This window comes from Escherichia sp. WS1152 (assembly GCF_046487665.1).
GTDB classification, from domain to species: Bacteria; Pseudomonadota; Gammaproteobacteria; order Enterobacterales; family Enterobacteriaceae; genus Escherichia; species Escherichia coli.
This window is the reverse complement of sequence record NZ_JBJQJA010000008.1, coordinates 1-18,799: the sequence shown is the minus strand read 5'-3', so window position 1 is coordinate 18,799 and position 18,799 is coordinate 1. Positions and strand designations below refer to the sequence as shown.

At 52.6% G+C, this 18,799-nt stretch carries 17 protein-coding genes, 1 pseudogene and 1 other annotated feature; of the genes and pseudogenes, 11 read left to right on the top strand and 7 right to left on the bottom strand.

Going from position 1 to position 18,799, the window contains the following annotated elements; translation table 11 throughout:
* Nucleotides 1–195 precede the first annotated feature (195 nt).
* Complete coding sequence (gene rsmS, locus ACJHW7_RS14205; protein WP_000051146.1) at nucleotides 196–357, bottom strand: pleiotropic regulatory protein RsmS; 162 nt, start codon at nucleotides 355–357, stop codon at nucleotides 196–198.
* Between the two features lie 13 nt (nucleotides 358–370).
* A complete protein-coding gene (priC, locus tag ACJHW7_RS14200; protein WP_000844848.1) occupies nucleotides 371–898 on the bottom strand; it encodes a primosomal replication protein N'' in 528 nt (175 codons plus the stop codon).
* 69 nt (nucleotides 899–967) lie between these two features.
* On the opposite strand from priC, the gene ACJHW7_RS14195 reads away from it, so the two are divergent.
* From ACJHW7_RS14195 to hemH, 8 genes are all read left to right on the top strand, one after another.
* Nucleotides 968–1,345: a DUF454 family protein gene (locus tag ACJHW7_RS14195; protein WP_001188905.1), complete on the top strand. Its 378-nt coding sequence runs from the start codon at nucleotides 968–970 to the stop codon at nucleotides 1,343–1,345.
* A gap of 152 nt (nucleotides 1,346–1,497) precedes the next feature.
* Nucleotides 1,498–2,049 carry an adenine phosphoribosyltransferase gene (gene apt, locus ACJHW7_RS14190; protein ID WP_000127356.1) on the top strand — a complete coding sequence of 184 codons (552 nt, stop codon included), beginning with the start codon at nucleotides 1,498–1,500 and terminating at the stop codon, nucleotides 2,047–2,049.
* Between the two features lie 128 nt (nucleotides 2,050–2,177).
* Nucleotides 2,178–4,109, top strand: coding sequence for a DNA polymerase III subunit gamma/tau (dnaX, locus tag ACJHW7_RS14185; protein ID WP_000122008.1), 1,932 nt, complete (start codon nucleotides 2,178–2,180; stop codon nucleotides 4,107–4,109).
* Nucleotides 3,442–3,506: a sequence feature (DnaX frameshifting element), on the top strand. (Overlaps the previous gene by 65 nt.)
* Before the next feature lie 52 nt (nucleotides 4,110–4,161).
* A complete protein-coding gene (locus tag ACJHW7_RS14180) occupies nucleotides 4,162–4,491 on the top strand; it encodes a YbaB/EbfC family nucleoid-associated protein (protein ID WP_000467098.1) in 330 nt (109 codons plus the stop codon).
* Entirely contained in the window at nucleotides 4,491–5,096 is a 606-nt protein-coding gene (gene recR / locus ACJHW7_RS14175) for a recombination mediator RecR (protein WP_001195025.1), read from the top strand. Before ACJHW7_RS14180 ends, recR begins: the two co-directional genes overlap by 1 nt.
* 109 nt (nucleotides 5,097–5,205) lie before the next feature.
* Nucleotides 5,206–7,080, top strand: a complete 1,875-nt coding sequence (gene htpG, locus ACJHW7_RS14170) for a molecular chaperone HtpG (RefSeq protein WP_000678208.1) — start codon at nucleotides 5,206–5,208, stop codon at nucleotides 7,078–7,080.
* Nucleotides 7,081–7,260: 180 nt separating this feature from the next.
* Nucleotides 7,261–7,905, top strand: a complete 645-nt coding sequence (gene adk / locus ACJHW7_RS14165) for an adenylate kinase (RefSeq protein WP_001220233.1) — start codon at nucleotides 7,261–7,263, stop codon at nucleotides 7,903–7,905.
* Nucleotides 7,906–8,140: 235 nt separating this feature from the next.
* On the top strand, nucleotides 8,141–9,103 hold the full coding sequence (hemH, locus tag ACJHW7_RS14160; protein ID WP_001250088.1) for a ferrochelatase: 963 nt from the start codon (nucleotides 8,141–8,143) through the stop codon (nucleotides 9,101–9,103).
* Here hemH and aes read toward each other — a convergent pair.
* Nucleotides 9,100–10,059: an acetyl esterase gene (aes, locus tag ACJHW7_RS14155; RefSeq protein ID WP_000801832.1), complete on the bottom strand. Its 960-nt coding sequence runs from the start codon at nucleotides 10,057–10,059 to the stop codon at nucleotides 9,100–9,102. The genes hemH and aes overlap by 4 nt on opposite strands.
* A 151-nt stretch (nucleotides 10,060–10,210) precedes the next feature.
* Between aes and gsk the strand changes: the two genes are divergently transcribed.
* Nucleotides 10,211–11,515, top strand: a complete 1,305-nt coding sequence (gene gsk, locus ACJHW7_RS14150; RefSeq protein WP_000671574.1) for an inosine/guanosine kinase — start codon at nucleotides 10,211–10,213, stop codon at nucleotides 11,513–11,515.
* A gap of 132 nt (nucleotides 11,516–11,647) precedes the next feature.
* Here the strand turns inward: gsk and ybaL are convergent, their stop codons facing one another.
* Both ybaL and fsr read right to left on the bottom strand, forming a co-directional pair.
* A complete protein-coding gene (ybaL, locus tag ACJHW7_RS14145; RefSeq protein WP_000546229.1) occupies nucleotides 11,648–13,324 on the bottom strand; it encodes a YbaL family putative K(+) efflux transporter in 1,677 nt (558 codons plus the stop codon).
* Between the two features lie 237 nt (nucleotides 13,325–13,561).
* Nucleotides 13,562–14,782, bottom strand: coding sequence for a fosmidomycin MFS transporter (fsr, locus tag ACJHW7_RS14140; RefSeq protein ID WP_001251608.1), 1,221 nt, complete (start codon nucleotides 14,780–14,782; stop codon nucleotides 13,562–13,564).
* A gap of 217 nt (nucleotides 14,783–14,999) precedes the next feature.
* Between fsr and ushA the strand changes: the two genes are divergently transcribed.
* Nucleotides 15,000–16,652 (top strand): bifunctional UDP-sugar hydrolase/5'-nucleotidase, encoded by a 1,653-nt coding sequence (ushA, locus tag ACJHW7_RS14135; protein WP_000771768.1) that lies wholly within the window; start codon nucleotides 15,000–15,002, stop codon nucleotides 16,650–16,652.
* Between the two features lie 36 nt (nucleotides 16,653–16,688).
* On the opposite strand, the gene ybaK is transcribed toward ushA, so the two are convergent.
* A complete protein-coding gene (gene ybaK, locus ACJHW7_RS14130; protein WP_000186631.1) occupies nucleotides 16,689–17,168 on the bottom strand; it encodes a Cys-tRNA(Pro)/Cys-tRNA(Cys) deacylase YbaK in 480 nt (159 codons plus the stop codon).
* A 203-nt stretch (nucleotides 17,169–17,371) separates the two neighbouring features.
* Nucleotides 17,372–18,166, bottom strand: a complete 795-nt coding sequence (locus ACJHW7_RS14125) for a TraB/GumN family protein (protein WP_000365132.1) — start codon at nucleotides 18,164–18,166, stop codon at nucleotides 17,372–17,374.
* 137 nt (nucleotides 18,167–18,303) lie between these two features.
* On the opposite strand from ACJHW7_RS14125, the pseudogene ACJHW7_RS14120 reads away from it, so the two are divergent.
* A pseudogene (locus ACJHW7_RS14120) lies at nucleotides 18,304–18,646 on the top strand (HigA family addiction module antitoxin).
* Nucleotides 18,647–18,799 lie beyond the last annotated feature (153 nt).

Genomic DNA, 18,799 nt, shown 5'->3' with positions numbered 1-18,799 from the left:
CATTTAGTTGCCCCGAGATTACTGACAAAGTGCGCGTTGTTCATGCCGGATGCGGCGTGACCGCCTTATCCGGCCTACGAAACCGCAAGAATTCAATGTATTGCAGGAGCGGTGTAGGCCTGATAAGCGTAGCGCATCAGGCAGTTTTGCGTTTGCCCACAATCTTAGGGGACATTTAGCGGCCCCATTTATTTCTCACTTTTCCGCCTCATCATCGCGCGTTAATTTCTTTTCATAATCGCGTTTTACAATATCCAGCGCGCGCAGCACGGTGCGGGCTGGGATCTGATTTTCTTCCAGCAGCACAATCAAATCGACAGCCAGTTTGACATCGTCAGGGGCATTTTCCAGTGACATACTCTCTCCATTGCTAGCGGGTTAAGCGCGCTAGCCTGTTTTCGATTTTTTCCAGCGCATGGCGGCAGCGTGCCAGGCGCGCTTCATAGGCTTCCACTTCACGATGCAGCGTTTGCTGTTCCACGAGATCGGTCACCCGCGCCAGGCGGGCTCTGCGTTCGGCAACCATCTCACGTAGCCGCCGCTCAAAATCCTGATGCTGAATACGTTTACGCTGCCAGCGGGCAATTTTCGGTGGCGCACTGTCCCACTCGCGCAATGACCAGGCGGAGGCTTCACGCGCGATGGCTTCCAGTTGTGCCGCCAGATGTTCCGCCAGCCAGGCCACTTGCGGCAGCTGTTGCTGCTCAACTGCATGACGAAGCGCAGCCAGATTATCGCCCGCCTCATCGAGACAAGCCTGCAGTGTTGTCGCACGGGTTTGAAAAAGGTGTCTGTCAAAACGGGCACTTAGCGTGGCAAATTGCGCTACCGGGGCACAACGCTGACGCAGCGTAGCGAGCTGTCCTTCCAGTTTTTCCAGCAGCAGGGCGGTTTTCACGATAAGACCTCAATGAAAATGATAATTGTTATGCTAAAGTAGCCACTCTGTAAGCTGACAACACTCAATATGCAACGAATCATTTTAATCATCATTGGCTGGCTGGCGGTAGTGCTGGGTACGCTGGGCGTGGTATTACCGGTATTACCGACGACGCCGTTTATCCTGCTGGCGGCCTGGTGCTTTGCCCGTTCTTCCCCGCGCTTTCACGCCTGGTTGCTGTACCGCTCATGGTTTGGCAGCTATCTACGTTTCTGGCAGAAACATCATGCGATGCCGCGCGGCGTCAAACCGCGGGCGATTTTGCTTATTTTGCTCACGTTTGCCATTTCTCTGTGGTTCGTCCAGATGCCATGGGTGCGCATCATGTTGCTGGTAATTCTCGCCTGTTTGCTTTTCTATATGTGGCGAATTCCGGTGATTGATGAAAAGCAAGAAAAGCACTGAAGCACAACAATCGCAGTTGCAATTATTGCGTACAGCCAGTACATTCTGGCGTTTTCGAGCACAGGCGCAGGCGGTCAAAGGTTAAACAACTGTTACTTTTGATACGTTTAAAACGCGCCGTGAGTACCACCGTAACAAGCAGGCATACACTTATGACCGCGACTGCACAGCAGCTTGAGTATCTCAAAAATAGCATCAAAAGCATTCAGGACTACCCAAAACCCGGCATTCTTTTCCGCGATGTCACCAGCTTACTGGAAGACCCGAAAGCTTACGCTCTCAGCATCGACTTGCTGGTTGAGCGTTACAAAAATGCGGGCATTACCAAAGTTGTCGGCACCGAAGCGCGTGGCTTCTTGTTTGGCGCTCCGGTAGCTCTGGGTCTGGGCGTTGGCTTTGTACCGGTCCGTAAACCGGGCAAACTGCCGCGTGAAACCATCAGTGAAACTTACGACCTGGAATACGGCACCGATCAGCTGGAGATCCACGTTGATGCCATCAAACCGGGCGACAAAGTTCTGGTGGTGGACGATCTGCTGGCAACCGGCGGCACTATCGAAGCGACCGTTAAACTGATCCGTCGTCTGGGTGGTGAAGTGGCTGACGCTGCGTTCATTATCAACCTGTTCGATCTCGGCGGCGAACAGCGTCTCGAAAAACAGGGCATTACCAGCTACAGCCTTGTCCCGTTCCCGGGCCATTAATTATCGCCAGTCTTGTGCTGCCCACGCTACGGACAGCACAAGATGTGCATTCAGCCTCGCCGTTCTGACGGGGCTGTGTTAGCATTACCCCTTCGTGAATCCACCTTCCAGCGTTTCAGAGCCTGCCAATGAGTTATCAGGTCTTAGCCCGAAAATGGCGCCCACAAACCTTTGCTGACGTCGTCGGCCAGGAACATGTGCTGACCGCACTGGCGAACGGCTTGTCGTTAGGGCGTATTCATCATGCTTATCTTTTTTCCGGTACCCGTGGCGTCGGAAAAACCTCTATCGCCCGACTGCTGGCGAAGGGGCTAAACTGCGAAACCGGCATTACCGCGACGCCGTGCGGCGTGTGCGATAACTGTCGTGAAATCGAGCAGGGGCGCTTTGTCGATCTGATTGAAATCGACGCCGCCTCGCGCACCAAAGTTGAAGATACCCGCGACCTGCTGGATAACGTCCAGTACGCTCCGGCGCGTGGTCGTTTCAAAGTTTATCTGATCGACGAAGTGCATATGCTGTCGCGCCACAGCTTTAACGCACTGTTAAAAACCCTTGAAGAGCCGCCGGAGCACGTTAAGTTTCTGCTGGCGACGACCGATCCACAGAAATTGCCGGTGACGATTTTGTCGCGCTGTTTGCAATTTCATCTCAAGGCGCTGGATGTCGAGCAAATTCGCCATCAACTTGAGCACATCCTCAACGAAGAACATATCGCTCACGAGCCGCGGGCGTTGCAATTGCTGGCGCGCGCCGCTGAAGGCAGCCTGCGAGATGCCTTAAGTCTGACCGACCAGGCGATTGCCAGCGGTGACGGCCAGGTTTCAACCCAGGCAGTCAGTGCGATGCTGGGTACGCTTGACGACGATCAGGCGCTGTCGCTGGTTGAAGCGATGGTCGAGGCCAACGGCGAGCGCGTAATGGCGCTGATTAATGAAGCCGCTGCCCGTGGTATCGAGTGGGAAGCGTTGCTGGTGGAAATGCTCGGCCTGTTGCATCGTATTGCGATGGTACAACTTTCGCCTGCTGCACTTGGCAACGACATGGCCGCCATTGAGCTGCGGATGCGTGAACTGGCGCGCACCATACCGCCGACGGATATTCAGCTTTACTATCAGACGCTGTTGATTGGTCGCAAAGAATTACCGTATGCGCCGGACCGCCGCATGGGCGTTGAGATGACGCTGCTGCGCGCGCTGGCGTTCCATCCACGTATGCCTCTGCCTGAGCCAGAAGTGCCACGCCAGTCCTTTGCGCCCGTCGCGCCAACGGCAGTAATGACGCCAACCCAGGTGCCGCCGCAACCGCAATCAGCGCCGCAGCAGGCACCGACTGTACCGCTCCCGGAAACCACCAGCCAGGTGCTGGCGGCGCGCCAGCAGTTGCAGCGCGTGCAGGGAGCAACCAAAGCAAAAAAGAGTGAACCGGCAGCCGCTACCCGCGCGCGGCCGGTGAATAACGCTGCGCTGGAAAGACTGGCTTCGGTCACCGATCGCGTTCAGGCGCGTCCGGTGCCATCGGCGCTGGAAAAAGCGCCAGCCAAAAAAGAAGCGTATCGCTGGAAGGCTACCACTCCAGTGATGCAGCAAAAAGAAGTGGTCGCCACGCCGAAGGCGCTGAAAAAAGCGCTGGAACATGAAAAAACGCCGGAACTGGCGGCGAAGCTGGCGGCAGAAGCCATTGAGCGCGACGCGTGGGCGGCACAGGTGAGTCAACTTTCGCTACCAAAACTGGTCGAACAGGTGGCCTTAAATGCCTGGAAAGAGGAGAGCGACAACGCAGTATGTCTGCATTTGCGCTCCTCTCAGCGGCATTTGAACAACCGCGGTGCACAGCAAAAACTGGCTGAAGCGTTGAGCACGTTAAAAGGTTCAACGGTTGAACTGACTATCGTTGAAGATGATAATCCCGCGGTGCGTACGCCGCTGGAGTGGCGTCAGGCGATATACGAAGAAAAACTTGCGCAGGCGCGCGAGTCCATTATTGCGGATAATAATATTCAGACCCTGCGTCGGTTCTTCGATGCGGAGCTGGATGAAGAAAGTATCCGCCCCATTTGATCGTAAGCACAGCTTACGTTCGTCATCCTTAACGTGATTGAGAGAGAAACCTATGTTTGGTAAAGGCGGTCTGGGTAACCTGATGAAGCAAGCCCAGCAGATGCAAGAAAAAATGCAGAAAATGCAGGAAGAGATCGCGCAGCTGGAAGTCACCGGCGAATCTGGCGCAGGTCTGGTAAAAGTGACCATCAACGGTGCACACAACTGCCGTCGCGTAGAGATCGACCCGAGCCTGCTGGAAGACGACAAAGAGATGCTGGAAGACCTGGTGGCTGCAGCATTCAACGACGCAGCACGTCGTATTGAAGAAACGCAGAAAGAAAAAATGGCCTCTGTATCCTCCGGAATGCAGCTGCCGCCTGGCTTTAAGATGCCGTTCTGATGCAAACCAGCCCGCTGTTAACACAGCTTATGGAAGCACTGCGCTGTCTGCCGGGCGTTGGCCCGAAGTCGGCGCAGCGTATGGCGTTCACGCTGCTTCAGCGCGATCGTAGCGGCGGGATGCGTCTGGCGCAGGCGCTCACCCGGGCGATGTCGGAAATCGGCCACTGCGCCGATTGCCGCACTTTCACCGAACAGGAAGTCTGTAACATCTGTTCGAATCCGCGTCGTCAGGAAAACGGTCAAATCTGTGTGGTGGAGAGTCCGGCGGACATCTACGCCATTGAGCAGACGGGGCAGTTTTCAGGCCGTTATTTTGTGTTGATGGGGCACCTGTCACCGCTGGACGGCATCGGTCCGGATGATATCGGCCTTGATCGTCTGGAACAGCGTCTGGCAGAGGAAAAAATCACTGAAGTGATCCTCGCCACCAATCCCACGGTTGAAGGTGAAGCTACCGCTAACTACATTGCCGAGCTTTGCGCGCAATATGACGTGGAAGCCAGCCGAATCGCTCATGGCGTACCGGTTGGCGGCGAACTGGAAATGGTCGATGGCACCACGCTGTCACACTCCCTTGCCGGGCGTCATAAGATTCGTTTTTAAGCAAACGAGAGCAGGATCACCTGCTCTCGCTTGAAATTATTCTCCCTTGTCCCCATCTCTCCCTCATCCTGTTTTTAACCTTAAAATGGCATTATTGAGGTAGACCTACATGAAAGGACAAGAAACTCGTGGTTTTCAGTCAGAAGTGAAACAGCTTCTGCACCTGATGATCCATTCTCTCTATTCCAATAAAGAAATCTTCCTGCGTGAGCTTATCTCTAACGCCTCCGATGCGGCGGACAAGCTGCGTTTCCGTGCGCTATCTAACCCGGACCTGTACGAAGGTGATGGCGAACTGCGCGTTCGTGTCTCTTTCGATAAAGACAAGCGCACGCTGACCATCTCCGATAACGGCGTGGGGATGACCCGCGACGAAGTGATTGACCATCTGGGGACTATCGCTAAATCCGGTACCAAATCATTCCTCGAATCCCTGGGTTCTGACCAGGCGAAAGACAGCCAGCTGATCGGTCAGTTTGGTGTTGGTTTCTACTCTGCGTTTATCGTGGCCGACAAAGTGACCGTGCGTACTCGCGCGGCAGGCGAAAAACCAGAAAACGGCGTCTTCTGGGAATCGGCTGGCGAAGGTGAATATACCGTTGCCGACATCACCAAAGAAGATCGTGGTACTGAAATCACCCTGCATCTGCGTGAAGGCGAAGACGAGTTCCTCGATGACTGGCGCGTGCGTTCCATCATCAGCAAATACTCCGACCATATCGCGCTGCCGGTAGAGATCGAAAAACGCGAAGAGAAAGACGGCGAAACCGTTATCTCCTGGGAGAAAATCAACAAAGCGCAGGCGCTGTGGACTCGTAACAAGTCGGAAATCACCGATGAAGAGTACAAAGAGTTCTACAAACACATCGCCCACGACTTTAATGATCCGCTGACCTGGAGCCACAACCGCGTTGAAGGTAAGCAGGAGTACACCAGCCTGCTGTACATCCCGTCCCAGGCTCCGTGGGATATGTGGAACCGTGATCATAAACACGGCCTGAAACTGTACGTCCAGCGTGTGTTCATCATGGACGACGCAGAACAGTTCATGCCGAACTATCTGCGCTTCGTGCGTGGTCTGATTGACTCCAGCGATCTGCCGCTGAACGTTTCCCGTGAAATCCTCCAGGACAGCACGGTAACGCGTAACCTGCGCAATGCGCTGACCAAGCGTGTGCTGCAAATGCTGGAAAAACTGGCGAAAGACGACGCGGAAAAATACCAGACCTTCTGGCAACAGTTTGGCCTGGTACTGAAAGAAGGTCCGGCGGAAGATTTCGCTAACCAGGAAGCGATCGCCAAACTGCTGCGTTTTGCTTCTACTTATACCGATTCTTCTGCGCAGACCGTGTCTCTGGAAGACTACGTTTCCCGCATGAAAGAAGGGCAGGAGAAAATCTACTACATCACTGCAGACAGCTATGCGGCAGCGAAGAGCAGCCCACACCTGGAACTGCTGCGTAAGAAAGGCATCGAAGTTCTGCTGCTTTCCGACCGCATCGATGAGTGGATGATGAACTATCTGACTGAGTTCGACGGTAAACCGTTCCAGTCGGTGTCTAAAGTTGACGAGTCGCTGGAAAAACTGGCTGACGAAGTTGATGAGAGCGCGAAAGAAGCGGAGAAAGCACTGACTCCGTTCATCGACCGTGTGAAAGCCCTGCTCGGCGAGCGCGTGAAAGATGTCCGTCTGACTCACCGTCTGACCGATACGCCAGCGATCGTTTCGACCGACGCGGACGAAATGAGCACTCAGATGGCGAAACTGTTCGCTGCGGCGGGCCAGAAAGTGCCAGAAGTGAAATACATCTTCGAACTGAACCCGGATCACGTACTGGTGAAACGTGCGGCAGATACTGAAGATGAAGCGAAGTTCAGCGAGTGGGTAGAACTGCTGCTGGATCAGGCGCTGCTGGCAGAACGCGGCACGCTGGAAGATCCGAACCTGTTTATTCGTCGTATGAACCAGCTGCTGGTTTCCTGATGTCATGCCGGATGACCTTTGTGTCATCCGGCATTTTTCTTTTCATCATCTGCACTTTCCGCAAATTATCTCGCCATTAACCGTTTCAGCCTCAGGTGCCTTTCTTGAGGCAATCGCCTGTTGGTGGTATCGTTTATCGCTTTTTCAAAAAATTCGACACATTTTAAGGGGATTTTCGCAATGCGTATCATTCTGCTTGGCGCTCCGGGCGCGGGGAAAGGGACTCAGGCTCAGTTCATCATGGAGAAATATGGTATTCCGCAAATCTCCACTGGCGATATGCTGCGTGCTGCGGTCAAATCTGGCTCCGAGCTGGGTAAACAAGCAAAAGACATTATGGATGCTGGCAAACTGGTCACCGACGAACTGGTGATCGCGCTGGTTAAAGAGCGCATTGCTCAGGAAGACTGCCGTAATGGTTTCCTGTTGGACGGCTTCCCGCGTACCATTCCGCAGGCAGACGCGATGAAAGAAGCGGGCATCAATGTTGATTACGTTCTGGAATTCGACGTACCGGACGAACTGATTGTTGATCGTATCGTAGGCCGCCGCGTTCATGCGCCGTCTGGTCGTGTTTATCACGTTAAATTCAATCCGCCGAAAGTAGAAGGCAAAGACGACGTTACCGGTGAAGAACTGACTACCCGTAAAGACGATCAGGAAGAAACCGTGCGTAAACGTCTGGTTGAATACCATCAGATGACTGCACCGCTGATCGGCTACTACTCCAAAGAAGCGGAAGCGGGTAACACCAAATACGCGAAAGTTGACGGCACCAAGCCGGTTGCTGAAGTTCGCGCTGATCTGGAAAAAATCCTCGGCTAATTCGAAAGCGCGCACGGACAGTCCCCTCGCCCCCTCGGGGAGAGGGTTAGGGTGAGGGGAACAGGCCCGCACAAGCAAACTTATCAGCAATCTCAGGCCGGATATTCATTCGGCCTTTTACAAAAACCTCAATCTGCGCTATTCCTTTTTCTGATTTGACCTCTCACAGCAATTAGTTCTTCTTCCTCACTTTTCCGCTACAATTATCAACAAGTTGAATCGATAAGAGGCGGTAATGCGTCAGACTAAAACCGGTATCCTGCTGGCAAACCTGGGTACGCCCGATGCCCCCACACCTGAAGCGGTAAAACGCTATCTGAAACAATTTTTAAGCGACAGACGCGTGGTTGATACCTCACGGTTGTTATGGTGGCCGTTGCTGCGCGGCGTGATTTTGCCGCTGCGCTCGCCGCGTGTGGCGAAGCTGTACGCCTCGGTCTGGATGGAAGACGGCTCGCCGCTGATGGTTTACAGCCGCCAGCAACAGCAGGCGTTGGCACAACGTTTACCGGATACGCCCGTAGCGCTGGGCATGAGCTACGGCTCGCCATCACTGGAAAGCGCCGTCGATGAACTCCTGGCAGAGCATGTAGATCATATTGTGGTGCTGCCGCTTTATCCGCAATTCTCCTGTTCTACGGTCGGTGCGGTATGGGATGAACTGGCACGCATTCTGGCGCGCAAACGTAGCATTCCGGGGATATCGTTTATTCGTGATTACGCCGATAACCACGATTACATTAATGCACTGGCGAACAGCGTACGCGCTTCTTTTGCCAAACATGGCGAACCGGATCTGCTGCTGCTCTCTTATCATGGCATTCCCCAGCGTTATGCAGATGAAGGCGATGATTACCCGCAACGTTGCCGCACAACGACTCGCGAACTGGCTTCCGCACTGGGGATGGCACCGGAAAAAGTGATGATGACCTTTCAGTCGCGCTTTGGCCGGGAACCCTGGCTGATGCCTTATACCGACGAAACGCTGAAAATGCTCGGAGAAAAAGGCGTAGGTCATATACAGGTGATGTGCCCGGGCTTTGCTGCGGATTGTCTGGAGACGCTGGAAGAGATTGCCGAGCAAAACCGTGAGGTCTTCCTCGGTGCCGGCGGGAAAAAATATGAATATATTCCAGCGCTTAATGCCACGCCGGAACATATCGAAATGATGGCTAATCTTGTTGCCGCGTATCGCTAAAGCTGAGCGGTAAAGAACTGAGCGCCGTCGCGAAGAGCCTCGTCGGCGGTTTTCATCATTCGTGAATAATGCAAAAAGGCATGCAGCGTACCTGGGTAGAGTTTGAACTCACAGGGCTGCTGATGCGCCGCTAACGTCTGGTAAAGCAGACGGCTGTCATCCAGCAGCGGATCGAACTCCGCCCCGGCAATAAAACAGGGCGGAACTTCGCGAGTGAGATCATTATTAAACAGACAGTAATACGGTGACTCGCGGTCCGCGTCGTTGCTTAAATACGCCTCTTCATACATCTGCAAATCCTGTTGCGTTAAGCCATCCCAGACACCGCCCAACAGACGACGAGTCACGGAATCCCGTAATCCGTAAAGCCCATACCACAGCAAAACACCCGCAATTTTACCGCAATCGATCTGTTTATCACGCAACCACAACGCACTGGCGAGCGCCAGCATGGCACCTGCGGAATCACCGGCAAAGCCAATGCGGGACATATTGATTTGATAATCCTCCGCCTGCTGGTGGAAATAACAACAAGCAGCCACAATTTCCTCTATCGCTTGCGGAAAACGCGCTTCAGGTGAAAGGGGGTAATCAATACCAATCACCGTACATTGGCTGTAGCTTGCCAGCAGGCGCATGATGCGATCGTGGGTATCGAGATTGCCGAGAATAAAACCGCCTCCATGCAAATAAAATAGCGTCGCCGGGCTATCTGGCTGCGGACAAAAGAGACGTGTTTCCACCTGCCCATATTTTGTTGGAACCATGTAAGCTCTGGTTGCCATTTCTGGAGCGCCCGCATTCCAGAATCGGCGCTCAAGCGTGTAATACTGTCGTTGCTCAGCAATCGTTCCCGTTGCGGGCCAGGACGGTAAATCCGGCTGAAGAGTATTCACAACGGTCTTCATTTCAGCAGAAATAAGGTCCAGAACAGGTAGTTTGTTTTCCGGCTTCATACAAAAACTCCTTTCAAATTACGTCATTGTAAGGAACCACTGCCATGAAAATGCGATCCCGCCTGCTGATATTGAAACTGGCTGCGTCTCGCGCGCTCCCGTCAGATTGTGTTAACATTCGCCGCTCAGTTAACCACCCGTAAAAACAACCATGAAATTTCCCGGTAAACGTAAATCCAAACATTACTTCCCTGTAAATGCACGCGATCCGCTGCTTCAGCAATTCCAGCCAGAAAACGAAACCAGCGCCGCCTGGGTCGTAGGTATTGACCAGACGCTGGTCGATATTGAAGCGAAAGTGGATGATGAATTCATTGAGCGTTATGGATTAAGCGCCGGGCATTCACTGGTGATTGAGGATGACGTAGCCGAAGCGCTTTATCAGGAGCTAAAACAGAAAAACCTGATTACCCATCAGTTTGCGGGTGGCACCATTGGTAACACCATGCACAACTACTCGGTGCTCGCGGACGACCGTTCGGTGCTGCTGGGCGTCATGTGCAGCAATATTGAAATTGGCAGTTATGCCTATCGTTACCTGTGTAACACTTCCAGCCGTACCGATCTTAACTATCTACAAGGCGTGGATGGCCCGATTGGTCGTTGCTTTACGCTGATTGGCGAGTCCGGGGAACGTACCTTTGCTATCAGTCCAGGCCACATGAACCAGCTGCGGGCTGAAAGCATTCCGGAAGATGTGATTGCCGGAGCCTCGGCACTGGTTCTCACCTCTTATCTGGTGCGTTGCAAACCGGGTGAACCCATGCCGGAAGCAACCATGAAAGCCATTGAGTACGCGAAGAAATATAACGTACCGGTGGTGCTGACGCTGGGCACCAAGTTTGTCATTGCCGAGAATCCGCAGTGGTGGCAGCAATTCCTCAAAGACCACGTTTCTATCCTTGCGATGAACGAAGATGAAGCCGAAGCGTTGACCGGAGAAAGCGATCCGTTGTTGGCATCTGACAAGGCGCTGGACTGGGTAGATCTGGTGCTGTGCACCGCCGGGCCAATCGGCTTGTATATGGCGGGCTTTACCGAAGACGAAGCGAAACGTAAAACCCAGCATCCGCTGCTGCCGGGCGCTATAGCGGAATTCAACCAGTATGAGTTTAGCCGCGCCATGCGCCACAAGGATTGCCAGAATCCGCTGCGTGTATATTCGCACATTGCGCCGTACATGGGCGGGCCGGAAAAAATCATGAACACTAATGGAGCGGGGGATGGCGCATTGGCAGCGTTGCTGCATGACATTACCGCCAACAGCTACCATCGTAGCAACGTACCAAACTCCAGCAAACATAAATTCACCTGGTTAACTTATTCATCGTTAGCGCAGGTGTGTAAATATGCTAACCGTGTGAGCTATCAGGTACTGAACCAGCATTCACCTCGTTTAACGCGCGGCTTGCCGGAGCGTGAAGACAGCCTGGAAGAGTCTTACTGGGATCGTTAAGTTATCGTCGGTTCGTAGGCCAGATAAGGCGTTCACGCCGCATCTGGCATTTGGCTCTCGATGCCCGATGCGACGCTGGCGCGTCTTATCATGCCTACATATTTTTCATATTTTACATCCGGCAACCACCGTTTACCCCGTCACCACTTCACCCGCCGGTGGCGTTTCCAGCAGTTCCAGCATAGTACGGGCAATTTCACGTTCACCCATCACTACCTGATTCGCGCCACGTTCGGTGATATACGTCACTTCATCGTCATAATGGGCGCGGGCGATAATCTCAATATCCGGGTTTTTCGCGCGGGCAGACGCCACAATCTCACCCGCTTCATAACCGTTGGGGATCGTCAGGATCAGCCATTTTGCACATTCCAGATGCGCCAGTTGCATAATTTCTTCGTTCGCTGCATTGCCCAATACAGCGCGGACCCCACGCTCTCGCAGCTCATCAACACGGGTTCGTGACGTCTCAATCACCACCAGCGGAATATCAGAGGCGAGCAATTTCTCCCCCAGCAGGCTGCCTACACGACCGTAACCCACCAATAGCGCATGGTTGCAAATATCCACTGGGATCTGTTTCTCTTCTTCGATTGCCTCTTCCAGCGTCTGCTCTTCCAGCGTTTCGGTCTTCGCCAGATATTTCTCCAGTAGTGCGAACAGTACCGGGTTGAGCATAATCGACAGGATCGCCCCTGCCAGTACCAGGTTTTGTCCGGCCTGCGGCAGTAAATTCAATGCCATTCCCAGTCCCGCCAGGATAAACGCGAACTCACCAATCTGCGCCAGGCTGGCGGCGATGGTTAATGCCGTACGTTGGGAGTGACCAAACAGTCGCACCAGGAAAAATGCGGCTAACGACTTACCAAACAGAATAATCGCCAGCGTCGCCAGCACTGCCAGCGGTTGCTGAATCAGAATTAACGGATCAAACAACATCCCGACGGAGACAAAAAACAGCACCGCAAACGCGTCGCGCAATGGCAGCGTATCGTGGGCGGCACGGTGACTCAGTTCAGACTCGTTCAGTACCATCCCGGCAAAGAACGCACCGAGTGCAAAGGAGACATCAAACAGCTCCACCGCACCAAAGGCAATCCCTAACGCCAGCGCCAGCACCGACAGGGTAAACAGCTCGCGAGAACCGGTTGCCGCGCTGCGTGCCATAATCCACGGCACCAGACGGCGACCTACCAGCATCATAATGGCGATAAATGCGATCACTTTGCCGATGGTGATCCCCATATCGACTGCAAGAGTGGCAAAGCCCACATCGCCCTGTTCCATCATTCCTGCCACTGCGGGCAGCAACACCAGCGTCAGAACCATTACCAGGTCTTCCACAATCAACCAACCGATGGCGATTTGCCCACGCTGACTGTCAATTAATTGCCGTTCTTCAAGTGCGCGCAGTAACACCACGGTACTGGCGGTGGAAAGACATAAACCGAACACGATACCGGTCATTAACGACCAGCCCAGCACGGCAGAGAGCGCCATACCCAGCAGCGTCGCCACGGCTATCTGGGCGATCGCACCGGGAATGGCGATGGCCTTTACCGCCATCAAATCCTTCAGCGAAAAGTGCAAACCGACGCCAAACATCAACAGAATGACGCCCAGTTCAGCCAGTTCCGGCGCAAGCTTGGTATCGGCAACAAAGCCCGGAGTGAATGGTCCTGCCAGCACACCCGCTAACAGATATCCCACCAGAGGAGAAATACGTAGTTTATTGGCCAGCATGCCGAGGATAAAGGCGAGCACAAGGCCGCCAACAATGGTGGTGATAAGCGGGGTGGCGTGATGCATTCCGTCTCCTTTTCCTGGTGGTTATTGTCCATTTTTGGCCGGGAAAACCAAAATTACAGGTAATAGTTTATGACAATTTCATTGATGATGTTCATGAATAATTATTGAATTTTGCAGAAAAATGGAATTAGCTGCAAAAAAAGCACGGATCGGAAAACAGAAGGCGGTTTAACAGAGGAAAGGCTTATGGCGACTGTAAAACGATGCAGCCAAAGTTTGCCTTTGGCTGCAATGAAATCAGTCTTTATGCCGGTTATCAGGCAGGAATATGGTCAACATCCCCAATAGTGGCAGGAAAGCACAGATTTTATAGACTAACTCGATACTGGTGTGATCGGCGATAAGCCCCAGAACTGCCGCTCCCAGACCTCCCATACCAAAAGCAAAACCGAAAAAGAGTCCAGAAACCATACCGATACGTCCCGGAAGCAGCTCCTGAGCGTAAACCAGAATGGCAGAGAATGCCGAAGCGAGGATAAATCCAATAATCACCGTTAAAACCCCCGTCCAGTGCAGGCTGGCGTAGGGTAAAATCAGCGTAAACGGCGCAACGCCGAGGATAGAGCCCCAAATCACATATTTCCGCCCAATTTTATCCCCTACAGGCCCGCCGATCACCGTACCTGCCGCAACGGCAAACAGGAAGGCAAACAGATGAAGCTGAGCATTCTGGATAGATAATCCAAATTTTTGCATCAGATAAAAGGTGTAATAGCTGCTGATGCTCGCCATATAGAAATATTTCGAGAAAATGAGGATTAACAGAATGCTGACCGCCAGTACCACTTTGTTGCGCGGCAGTGGATTGATAATCGTCGCTTTGGGTTTTCCTTTATTCATTCGGTGCTGTGCCGAGTACCAACGGCTGATTTGCGCCAACACCACGATCGCCAGCAGTGCCGCAAGCACAAACCAGGCAACGTTGCCTTTGCCATAAGGCGCGATAATCACCGCCGCCAGCAAGGGTCCCAGGGAACTGCCAAAGTTGCCGCCGACCTGAAAGATAGATTGCGCCAGGCCATGCCGCCCGCCGGAAGCCATACGGGCTACGCGAGAAGATTCCGGATGAAAGACCGATGAACCGGTACCGACCAGCGCCGCCGCCAGCAGAACTGCGCCAAAACTGCCCGCCAGCGCAAGCAGCACCAGACCACTTAAGGTAAAGCACATGCCAATTGGCAACGACCACGGCATCGGATATTTATCGGTCCAGTAGCCGACCACTGGTTGCAGTAGCGAAGAGGCGAGCTGGAAGGTGAGGGTTATCATGCCAATCTGCATAAATGTCAGAGAAAATTCTGACTGAAGCAGCGGATAAATCGCCAGAATCAGCGATTGGATCATGTCGTTCAGCAGATGTGAGAGGCTGATAGCACCTAAAATACCAAACGATGTTCGGGCCTTGGTCGTTGACGCAGCCGCGCCCGCCACAGGCTGGGGTTGTTCACTCATTGCCATAGGAAAGTCACTTTTTCAGGGTTGCGATGTAAAGAATGATCTTATTTGTGATTATTACCCGACTAACATACCTGTATGCGTCGCCTGAAGGAAGTCTCAACGCCGAATACAGAATTTCTAATCTGGATGCAGATTTATCTTCACCGGACGCAGACTTGTCTATGATGTCGCGTCATACTATTTTTCAACACGTTGAAATCAGGTCAGGGAGAGAAGTATGAAATTATTGCAGCGGGGCGTGGCGTTAGCGCTGTTAACCACATTTACACTGGCGAGTGAAACTGCTCTGGCGTATGAGCAGGATAAAACCTACAAAATTACAGTTCTGCATACCAATGATCATCATGGGCATTTTTGGCGCAATGAATATGGCGAATATGGTCTGGCGGCGCAAAAAACGCTGGTGGATGGTATCCGCAAAGAGGTTGCGGCTGAAGGCGGTAGCGTGCTGCTACTTTCCGGTGGCGACATTAACACTGGCGTGCCCGAGTCTGACTTACAGGATGCCGAACCTGATTTTCGCGGTATGAATCTGGTGGGCTATGACGCGATGGCGATCGGTAATCATGAATTTGATAATCCGCTCACCGTATTACGCCAGCAGGAAAAGTGGGCCAAGTTCCCGTTGCTTTCCGCGAATATCTACCAGAAAAGTACTGGCGAGCGCCTGTTTAAACCGTGGGCGCTGTTTAAGCGTCAGGATCTGAAAATTGCCGTCATTGGGCTGACAACCGATGACACAGCAAAAATTGGTAACCCGGAATACTTCACTGATGTCGAATTTCGTAAGCCCGCCGATGAAGCGAAGCTGGTGATTCAGGAGCTGCAACAGACAGAAAAGCCAGACATTATTATCGCGGCGACCCATATGGGGCATTACGATAATGGTGAGCACGGCTCTAACGCACCGGGCGATGTGGAGATGGCACGCGCGCTGCCTGCCGGATCGCTGGCGATGATCGTCGGTGGTCACTCGCAAGATCCGGTCTGCATGGCGGCAGAAAACAAAAAACAGGTCGATTACGTGCCGGGTACGCCATGCAAACCAGATCAACAAAACGGCATCTGGATTGTGCAGGCGCATGAGTGGGGCAAATACGTGGGACGGGCTGATTTTGAGTTTCGTAATGGCGAAATGAAAATGGTTAACTACCAGCTGATTCCGGTGAACCTGAAGAAGAAAGTGACCTGGGAAGACGGGAAAAGCGAGCGCGTGCTTTACACTCCTGAAATCGCTGAAAACCAGCAAATGATCTCGCTGTTATCACCGTTCCAGAACAAAGGCAAAGCGCAGCTGGAAGTGAAAATAGGCGAAACCAATGGTCGTCTGGAAGGCGATCGTGACAAAGTGCGTTTTGTACAGACCAATATGGGGCGGTTAATTCTGGCAGCACAAATGGATCGCACTGGTGCCGACTTTGCGGTGATGAGCGGAGGCGGAATTCGTGATTCTATCGAAGCAGGCGATATCAGCTATAAAAACGTGCTGAAAGTGCAGCCATTCGGCAATGTGGTGGTGTATGCCGACATGACCGGTAAAGAGGTGATTGATTACCTGACCGCCGTCGCGCAGATGAAGCCAGATTCAGGTGCCTACCCGCAATTTGCCAACGTTAGCTTTGTGTCGAAAGACGGCAAACTGAACGACCTTAAAATCAAAGGCGAACCGGTCGATCCAGCGAAAACTTACCGTATGGCGACATTAAACTTCAATGCCACCGGCGGTGATGGCTATCCGCGCCTTGATAACAAACCGGGCTATGTGAATACCGGCTTTATTGATGCCGAAGTGCTGAAAGCGTATATCCAGAAAAGCTCGCCGCTGGATGTGAGTGTTTATGAACCGAAAGGTGAGGTGAGCTGGCAGTAATCCGAAAGTGCCGGATGTTCGCATCCGGCACAATGCTTAATCGCGGCGGGCGATATCAGCAAATTTGGCATCGAGGATCTTTGCCAGATCGCCTGCCGCCAGTTCGATATCCAGTCCGCGCTTGCCGCCGGAAACATAAATAGTGGCAAATTCTTGTGCGGGGGCGTCGATAATCGTTGGCAGACGTTTTTTCTGCCCCAGTGGGCTAATCCCCCCAACCAGGTATCCCGTCGAACGCTGCGCGACCATCGGATCGGCCATCTCAACTTTCTTGGCACCCAGCGCTTTTGCTACTTTTTTAAGATCCAGTTGACCTGCAACCGGCGTAACGGCCACTGCCAGATGTTTCATATCACCGTTCACTGCCACCAGCAGCGTTTTGTAGACCTGATCCGGATTCAAACCTAATTTTTTGACGACTTCATCGCCAAAATTGGTTTCAGCCGGATCGTGCTCGTAGGTATGGATTTGAAACGAAATCTTGTTTTTTTCGAGTAATTTAACTGCGGGTGTCATGGTAATTTTCCTGCCTTAAACAAAAAAACGAAGCAAGCATACGCCTGATGGCGGTCCAAAAAAAAGAGTCATCTTGCCTAAGAGTATTGGCAGGATGGTGAGATTGAGCGACAATCGAGTTACACCGTCGCTTAAAGTGACGGCATAATAATAAAAAAATGAAATTCCTCTTTGACGGGCCAATAGCGATATTGGCCATTTTTTTAGCGCAACATTTGCGGCAAATTCCCTTCTCCATACAGGTGTAGTGCACCGACCGCGACCACATATCGCCCCGGCGGCATGGCGCGTAATTTATCCCGCCAGGCGAGATTTCGCTGATGCATCAGCACATCGTACAGCGACTGACTGAACGTATTGGGCAGCGTTATTTCATTATTTTGCGGCGGCGCATTCAGCCACCAGCTCATCATTTGTTGCAGCAACCGTGCGTTGGTATGCCAGTGGGTCAGCGTATCGTCCAGCAGCGCCAGTCCTTTGTCAGGGAGCTGGAGCAACATGGCAATCTGGTTTTCAGCCCCTTCCAGTTCAATCACGGGTTTATGTTGTTGCTTCGCCGCCTGCAATAACTGGTAATCGATACCGTATTCTGCCCGCAGCCCCAGTTTTTGTGCCTGCGTCGCCTGAAGAACCATCGCGATTTGCCACAGCGGTTGGGTAGAAAAGAGTGACGGAGAAATGCCCATCACCTGGCTAATGTGCTGCAGATTTTGTAATTGCTCCTCGCTAATACGCTCTTCCAGCGCCTCGCAGGCAGGCAAATTAGCAAAAGGCGTATCGCTGGTGGAAACATCCGCCTCGACGATCAGCGCATCGGCGTTTTTGAGCTTTTTGAGCAAACGGGCGGGCAGGGGAGCCATATCGTGGCTACCCATATGAATACTGCCAATCAGATGAAAATGGCGATTGCCGGGGAGGGTGATATCGATGGCAGGCCAGGAGTAATGATTACCGCGCAGCGCGGCCCAAAGCGTTTTTACCCGGTACAACAGATCCATACGACCTCCCTTTGTGAAATATCATGCTAGCGCGCGGGGAGGAATGGCGCAAATGGAGTTGGGGACTTGTTTAATGTGTTTGTATGATTCAGTATGTTCTTGTATCGCTATTCACAGGGAAGCAACAGTTAAAAACTATGAAACAGGCAACAAGAAAACCGACGACACCCGGAGATATTCTTCTCTATGAATAATCTGGAACCGCTCGCTTTGAAAATCAATGAGTTAGCAGAGTTGCTGCATGTTCATCGTAATAACGTCAGTACACTGATCAATAATAATCGTAAACTCACCACTGAAATGGCATTCCGTCTGGCGAAAGTTTTTGATACCACAGTCGATTTTTGGCTAAACCTCCAGGCGGCAGTTGATCTTTGGGAAGTTGAAAACAACATGCGTACCCAGGAAGAATTGGGACGGATTGAAACAGTGGCTGAATATTTGGCACGCCGTGAAGAGCGTGCAAAAAAGGTCGCGTAAGGCCAAAACATCGCTTCATCTCGTAGGCCGGATAAGGCGTTCACGCCGCATCCGGCATCCGAGCACCATTGCCTGATGCGACGCTTACGCGTCTTATCAGGCCTACAAACCTGTGCCTGAACCGTAGGCCGGAGAAGGCGTTTACGCTGCATC

Excerpts from the sequence above, each read along its gene's own strand:
- hemH (WP_001250088.1), top strand. The coding sequence starts at position 8,141 with ATGCGTCAGACTAAAACCGGTATCCTGCTGGCAAACCTGGGTACGCCC.
- rsmS (WP_000051146.1), bottom strand. The coding sequence starts at position 357 with ATGTCACTGGAAAATGCCCCTGACGATGTCAAACTGGCTGTCGATTTG.
- fsr (WP_001251608.1), bottom strand. The coding sequence starts at position 14,782 with ATGGCAATGAGTGAACAACCCCAGCCTGTGGCGGGCGCGGCTGCGTCA.
- recR (WP_001195025.1), top strand. The coding sequence starts at position 4,491 with ATGCAAACCAGCCCGCTGTTAACACAGCTTATGGAAGCACTGCGCTGT.
- ybaL (WP_000546229.1), bottom strand. The coding sequence starts at position 13,324 with ATGCATCACGCCACCCCGCTTATCACCACCATTGTTGGCGGCCTTGTG.
- ACJHW7_RS14195 (WP_001188905.1), top strand. The coding sequence starts at position 968 with ATGCAACGAATCATTTTAATCATCATTGGCTGGCTGGCGGTAGTGCTG.
- apt (WP_000127356.1), top strand. The coding sequence starts at position 1,498 with ATGACCGCGACTGCACAGCAGCTTGAGTATCTCAAAAATAGCATCAAA.
- ACJHW7_RS14125 (WP_000365132.1), bottom strand. The coding sequence starts at position 18,166 with ATGGATCTGTTGTACCGGGTAAAAACGCTTTGGGCCGCGCTGCGCGGT.
- dnaX (WP_000122008.1), top strand. The coding sequence starts at position 2,178 with ATGAGTTATCAGGTCTTAGCCCGAAAATGGCGCCCACAAACCTTTGCT.
- gsk (WP_000671574.1), top strand. The coding sequence starts at position 10,211 with ATGAAATTTCCCGGTAAACGTAAATCCAAACATTACTTCCCTGTAAAT.
- adk (WP_001220233.1), top strand. The coding sequence starts at position 7,261 with ATGCGTATCATTCTGCTTGGCGCTCCGGGCGCGGGGAAAGGGACTCAG.
- ACJHW7_RS14180 (WP_000467098.1), top strand. The coding sequence starts at position 4,162 with ATGTTTGGTAAAGGCGGTCTGGGTAACCTGATGAAGCAAGCCCAGCAG.
- ybaK (WP_000186631.1), bottom strand. The coding sequence starts at position 17,168 with ATGACACCCGCAGTTAAATTACTCGAAAAAAACAAGATTTCGTTTCAA.
- aes (WP_000801832.1), bottom strand. The coding sequence starts at position 10,059 with ATGAAGCCGGAAAACAAACTACCTGTTCTGGACCTTATTTCTGCTGAA.
- htpG (WP_000678208.1), top strand. The coding sequence starts at position 5,206 with ATGAAAGGACAAGAAACTCGTGGTTTTCAGTCAGAAGTGAAACAGCTT.
- ushA (WP_000771768.1), top strand. The coding sequence starts at position 15,000 with ATGAAATTATTGCAGCGGGGCGTGGCGTTAGCGCTGTTAACCACATTT.